Source organism: Agrococcus baldri (assembly GCA_900114805.1).
GTDB lineage: Bacteria > Actinomycetota > Actinomycetes > Actinomycetales > Microbacteriaceae > Agrococcus > Agrococcus baldri.
Genome location: FOZN01000001.1, coordinates 846,907 through 852,967, shown reverse-complemented (window position 1 = coordinate 852,967; position 6,061 = coordinate 846,907). Strand labels below are relative to the sequence as shown.

5 protein-coding genes are annotated in these 6,061 nt (G+C 71.8%); 2 read left to right on the top strand and 3 right to left on the bottom strand.

Annotation, left to right across the window (positions count from 1 at the left end; genetic code table 11):
* Window positions 1-450 (top strand): aldehyde dehydrogenase family protein (locus BM288_RS04100; protein WP_143103010.1); only part of this gene is annotated, 450 nt, incomplete at its 5' end.
* 59 nt (window positions 451-509) lie between these two features.
* Here BM288_RS04100 and BM288_RS04095 read toward each other — a convergent pair.
* From BM288_RS04095 to BM288_RS04085, 3 genes are all read right to left on the bottom strand, one after another.
* Window positions 510-1,889, bottom strand: coding sequence for an NAD-dependent succinate-semialdehyde dehydrogenase (locus BM288_RS04095; RefSeq protein WP_092916074.1), 1,380 nt, complete (start codon window positions 1,887-1,889; stop codon window positions 510-512).
* Window positions 1,890-1,906: 17 nt separating this feature from the next.
* On the bottom strand, window positions 1,907-3,580 hold the full coding sequence (locus BM288_RS04090) for a thiamine pyrophosphate-dependent enzyme (RefSeq protein ID WP_318255314.1): 1,674 nt from the start codon (window positions 3,578-3,580) through the stop codon (window positions 1,907-1,909).
* 94 nt (window positions 3,581-3,674) lie between these two features.
* On the bottom strand, window positions 3,675-4,586 hold the full coding sequence (locus BM288_RS04085; RefSeq protein ID WP_092916072.1) for a LysR family transcriptional regulator: 912 nt from the start codon (window positions 4,584-4,586) through the stop codon (window positions 3,675-3,677).
* 121 nt (window positions 4,587-4,707) lie between these two features.
* On the opposite strand from BM288_RS04085, the gene BM288_RS04080 reads away from it, so the two are divergent.
* A complete protein-coding gene (locus BM288_RS04080; protein WP_092916070.1) occupies window positions 4,708-6,030 on the top strand; it encodes an MFS transporter in 1,323 nt (440 codons plus the stop codon).
* Window positions 6,031-6,061: the final 31 nt, after the last annotated feature.

The window sequence follows — 6,061 nt, the reverse complement described above, 5'->3', positions numbered from 1 at the left end:
GTCGACAACGCCGTGCGCCTGGTGGACGCGGCCGTCGCCGACGGCGCGACGCTCGTCGCCGGAGGCAAGGCGATCGACGGCCCCGGCTCCTTCTTCGAGCCCACCGTGCTCGACGGCGTCGACGCCGAGATGGCGGTGTCGATCGAGGAGATCTTCGGCCCGGTCGTCGCCATCCAGCGCTTCAGCAACGAGGAGGACGCCGTCCGCCTCGCCAACGCCACCGAGTACGGCCTGGTCGGCTACGTCTTCACCGAGGACACCAAGCGCGGCCAGCGCATGATCGAGCTGATCGACACCGGCATGATGGGCCTCAACGTGGGCGTGGTCTCGAACGCGGCCGGCCCCTTCGGCGGCGTGAAGCAGTCGGGCCTGGGCCGTGAGGGCGGCGCCGAGGGCATCCACGAGTACCTCGAGACGAAGTACACGCTCATGCCCAACCCGTTCGCCTGAGCGCAGCGACGAGGCCCGCGACCGAATGGTCGCGGGCCTCGTGCGTGCTGCGCGCTGCCTCAGGGGGCGACGCGGATGAGCTTCTCGTTGACGAACGCGGTCAGGCCGCGCTTGCCGAGCTCGCGACCGAAGCCCGAGCGCTTGGTGCCGCCGAAGGGCAGCTCGGCCGCGGTGCCGCCGGGTTCGTTGATGAACACCATGCCGGCCTCGATGCGGTCGGCGAGTCGCAGCGCACGCTCCTCGTCGTCGGTGTGGATCGACGAACCGAGTCCGAAGGGCGTGCCGTTGGCCAGCTCGACGAGGTGCTCCTCGTCGGTCACGCGGTGCAGCACCGCCACGGGGCCGAAGAGCTCTTGGCCGAACACGTCCATGTCGGGCGTGATGTCGGCGAGCACGGTCGGCTCGTAGTAGGCGCCCGGCGCGTCGACGCGCTTGCCGCCCGTGAGCACTGTCGCGCCCTGCTCGACGGCGCGGCGCACCTGCGCGTCGAGCGCCTCGACGGCGGCCTCGGACGAGAGCGGCCCGAGGAAGGTGTCCTGCTCGGCCGGGTCAGCGGGGGAGATCGCGCGCATCGCATCCGTGAACTTCTCCGAGAACTGCTCGTAGAGCCCGTCCATCACGAGGAAGCGTTTCGAGGCGTTGCACGCCTGCCCGCCGTTGATCATGCGCCCGAAGACGGCCCGCTCCACGACGGTGTCGAGGTCGACGGTGTCGAGCAGCATGAAGGGGTCGGAGCCGCCGAGCTCGAGCACGACGGGCTTGAGGTGCGCGCCCGCCTGCGAGGCGACCGCGGCGCCGGCGCGCTCGGAGCCCGTGAGCGAGACGCCGCGCACGCGCGGATCGGCGATCATCGTCGAGACCTGCTCGTTCGTGGCGAAGACGTTGACGTACGCGTCCTCCGGCAGGCCGTGCTCGGCGAGCGCCTGGCGGATGAGCCCCGCCTGCGCGAGCGCCGACTCGGGGCACTGCGGCGCGTGCTTGAGCAGGATCGTGTTGCCGATCGCGAGGTTCGGGGCCGCGAACCGTGCCACCTGGTAGTACGGGAAGTTCCACGGCATGATGCCCAGCAGCGCGCCGAGCGCCTCCTTGCGCACGAGGGCGGTGCCGCCGGCGACGACGTCGAGCCACTCGTCGGCGAGGTGCGTCGCCGAGTGCTCGGCGTAGTAGCGGTAGATGCTCGCGACGATGTCGACCTCGAAGCAAGCCTGCACGATGGGCTTGCCCATCTCCTGCGTCGCGATGGCGGCGAGGCGGTCGCGGTGCTCGACGTGCAGCTCGGCGATGCGCGAGAGCACGGCGGTGCGCTGGCTCAGCTCGGTCGCGCGCAGTGCTGCGGCGGCGCAGTCCGCGCGGGCGACGGCCTCAGTGATCTCGACGTCGGATGCGGTGGGGTGCTCGGCGACGACCTGTCCGGTCGCGGGATTGGTGACGGTGTACATGGGGCTCCTTCGATGAGTCAGGGCAGCAGGATGTCGGGGTCGACGACGATGTGGATGAGCGCGCAGCGGCCCTCTTCGACGGCCGCGAGCGCACGGGTGACAGCGCCGTCGATCTCGCCATCGGCGCGCACGGTCTCGCCGTGGCCGCCGTACGCGCGGGCGAGTGCGGCGAAGTCGGGGTTGGTCAGCTGCGTGCCGGAGACGCGGCCGGGGTAGTAGCGCTCTTGGTGCGAGCGGATGGTGCCGTACTGGCCGTTGTCCATCGCGATCACGAGGAAGGCGGCGCCCTCCTGTGCGGCGGTCGCGAGCTCCTGCCCGTTCATGAGCAGCTCGCCGTCGCCGACGATCGTGACGACCTCGCGGTTCGGGTCCTCGAGCGCCGCGGCGAGCGCGGCCGGCACCGAGTAGCCCATCGAGCCGTTGCGGGTCGCGAGCTCTGCGGGGTAGCGCACGCTCGGCAGCAGCTGTGCCCAGGCGGAGTGGTTGCCGGCGCCGACGGTGACGAGCGGGTCGCGCAGCCGCTCGGCGACGGCGTCGATGAGCCGCGTCATGCTCGCGCCCCGGCGGCCGTCGGCGCGAGCCGACCAGTCGAGCCGCTCGGCGACGACCCGGTCGTGGTGCTGCGCCGTCCACGCGCTGCGGCGGGCGTGCTCGGGCAGGGCGGCGTCGGCGATCGCCTTCGCGAAGGTCTCCGGCGAGGCGAGCACATGCCGCGAGAGCGCGCCGGAGCCGCCGCGCAGTTCCGGGTCGAGCGAGACGACGATCGTCCGCGCGTCGGCGTTCTGCCGAGCTACGTAGGAGCCCGTGGTGACGTCATTGAGCACCGCCCCCACCGTGACCAACACGTCGGCGTCCTCGAGCATCCGCATGCCCTCGGGCGGGCCGCCGAAGGCGAGCTGCCCGACGAAGCTGGGGGAGTCGGTGGGGATGCGCCCGGTCGCGTGCCATTCCTGCAGCACGGGGAGGCGGTTGCGCTCGGCGAAGCCCTGCACGGCCTTCGCCGCCTCGGGAGTCCAGCCCTCGCCGCCCACGAGCAGCAGCGGCCGCTCGGCACCGGCGAGCGCGTCGAGGATCGCCTCGCGGTCGTCGTCGGCGACGGCGCCGCGCGCGACGGGCAGCCGGGCGCGGAGCTCGCCGGTGAACGGCGCCGCCACGACATCCTCGGGCAGGCCGACGATGACGGGCCCGGGCCGGCCGCTGCGGGCGATGCGGAAGGCCTCGGCGACGACCTCGCTCGCGCGCTCCGGCGCGTCGAGCACGAGCACGCGCTTGGCCTGGGAGCCGAACCAGCCGTTCGGGTCGAATTCCTGGAAGGCGTCCCGGCCGCGGTCGGCGACGGGGATGAGGCCGACGAAGAGCACCATCGGGCTCGCGTCCTGCCAGGCGACGTGCACGGCGACGAACGCGTTCGCGGCACCCGGCCCGCGGGTCACCATCGCGACGCCCGGCGTGCCGGTGAGCTTGCCGGTGGCCTCCGCCATGTAGGCGGCGCCGCCCTCGTGGCGGCAGACGACGTTGGGGATGGCGACGTCGTGGAGGCCGTCGAGCAGCGCGAGGTAGCTCTCGCCCGGCACCGAGAACACGCGCTGCACGCCGTGCAGCTCGAGTGAGGCGGCGATAGCCCGTCCCACGTGCATCGCCGGTGGCGCATCCTGCGCCCTCGTCGTGTGCTGCAGCGTGCTGGTCGTCATCGTCCTGGCTCCTTCCGGCGCGGGCGGCGGTGCCCGCTGCTGGGGAGTCTAGGAAGCGCAGGCCATGCCGGCCACGACCAGAAGTGTCGAGGTTCTATAGCAATCGGGCATCGGAGTCGGCGAGCGCGCCGTACCGGCTCTCGACGTACGCCGCGAAGGCGTCCACGAGCTCCGCTATCGCGTCGGCGGCGTAGTGATCGCGCATCCAGCACCCGTAGAGCGTGATGCGCGGCTGCTCGCCCGCGGTGCGGATGGGGATGGAGCGGACGCCCGGACCGCTGTCGGAGGTGAGCACGGCGACGCCGCGATCGCTCGCCGCCAGCGCGAGGCTCGTCGAGTCGACGGTGCTCTCGAGCACCGTGCGCGGCGCGAGCCGCTCGCGGCGCAGCGCCCGGTCGAGCTCCTGTCGGCTAATGCTCGACTCGGGCGGCAGGATGAGGTGCTCCTCGACGAGTTCCGCGAGCGTGACGTGGTCGCGGCTCTCGAGCGCCCACGGGTGGCGAAGGGAGACGTGCGCGAGCACTGGAAAGTCGGCGATCGCGCGCGAGGCCAGGTGCGGCGACGGCGGCAGCGGCGCGATGGCGAGGTCGGCGCCGTGGCTGAGCGCGCGCTCGACGTCGACGTGCTCGACCTCGGTCGTCGTCAGCAGCGGCATGCTCGCGCCGAGCGTCGCGATGAACGGGGAGAAGAGCCCCTGGTTCGTCGAGCGCGTCGTCACACACACGAGGTGCTGTGCGGTGCCCGCCCGCAGGCTGCGGGCTGCCCGCTCGGCCCGGTCGGCCTGCTCGAGCAGCGCGCGGGCGATGCCGCCGAGCGCGAGCCCGGTCGGAGTGGGCACGAGCCGCCCGCGCCGTCGCTCGAACAGCGGCAGCTCGAGCTCCTCCTCGAGCAGCCGGATCTGGCGGGAGAGCGCCGGCTGCGCGACGCGCAGTGCCTCGGAGGCCGCCATGAGCGTGCCGTGCTCGAGCACAGCGGCGAAGTAGCTCAGTCGTCGAAGGTGCAGCATGGGCTATCGCATTCGGGTATACATTCGTGCATGACTTGGTCGTAGACAGTATGAACCAGCGCAGGCAGGTTGGTCACGCAGAGAGCGGCGATGGCGCCGTTCGTGACCCAGGAGGAGACCGATGGCGGTCAGCGCCCTTCCAGAATCCACCCGTCGCCGCCGAGCGGTCTTCGGGGCCTTCGTCGGCACCGCGATCGAGTGGTACGACTTCTTCATCTTCGGCATGGCCGCCGCGCTCGTGTTCGGCCCGCTGTTCTTCCCGAGCGTCGACCCCCTCACGGGACTGCTCGCGAGCTTCGCCACCTTCTGGGTCGGCTTCCTCGCCCGGCCCTTGGGCGGCATCCTCTTCGGGCACCTCGGCGACCGCTTCGGTCGCAAGCGCGTGCTCGTGGCGACGCTGTTCCTCATGGGCATCGGCACCACCGCAATCGGCCTGCTGCCCACCTACGAGCAGGTCGGGCCGCTCGCGCCGGTGCTGCTCGTGCTCCTGCGCGCGGCGCAGGGCCTCGCCGTCGGCGGCGAATGGGCGGGCGCCACGCTCATGGCGACCGAGAGCGGCGGCAGCAGCAGCGACCGCACGAAGGCCGGCATGTGGGTGCAGCAGGGATCGCCCGCGGGCTCGATCCTCGCGACGCTCATGTTCCTCATGGTCGGCGTGCTCGACGACGACGCCTTCTTCTCGTGGGGCTGGCGCGTGCCGTTCCTGCTCTCGGCGGTGCTGCTGGCCGTCGGCATGTGGATCCGCTCCCGCGTCGAGGAGTCGAACGACTTCGAGCAGACCAAGGAGCACCGCGAGGTCGTGAACGTGCCGCTCGTGCACGTGATGCGCACGAGCTCGGTCGTGGTGATCTTCGGCACGCTCGCCAGCGTGCTGGGCATCGCGGCGGCGTTCTTCCAGAACACCTTCCTCATCTCGTGGTGGACGACCGAGCTGGGCAACCCGCGCGAGGAGATCCTGCAGCTCGGCTTCGCGATGGCGGTGCTGCAGTTCATCTGGCAGCCCATCTCGGCGCGCATCGCCGGTCGCTGGGGCCGCGAGCGGGTGATGATCGCCGGCGTGCTCCTCTCGCTCGCCATCACGGCGCCGTACTTCATGGGCATCCTGTCGGGCAACATCTGGTTCCTCGGCGCGATGCAGGCGATCCTGGTGATCGGCGCTTGCGCCTACTACGCGATGCTCTCGAGCTTCCTCTCGGCGGCATTCCAGCCCAACGTCCGCTACACGGGCGTGGCGCTCGCGAACGGGCTCTGCGCGGTCGCGATCGGTGGCTCGACGCCGCTCATCGCGCAGACGGTGCTGGGCGCCTTCGGCCCCTGGGGCGTGGCGGTCTTCTTCGCCCTGCTGTGCGTCGCGACGCTCGTCGGCATCATCGGCGCCCGCGGGGCCATCGTGCGGCGGACCGCCCGCGAGGTCGAGCAGGAGCGCGAGCCGCAGACCGCGTAGCCCGGCACGCATCGTCGGCGGCCGGCTCCTC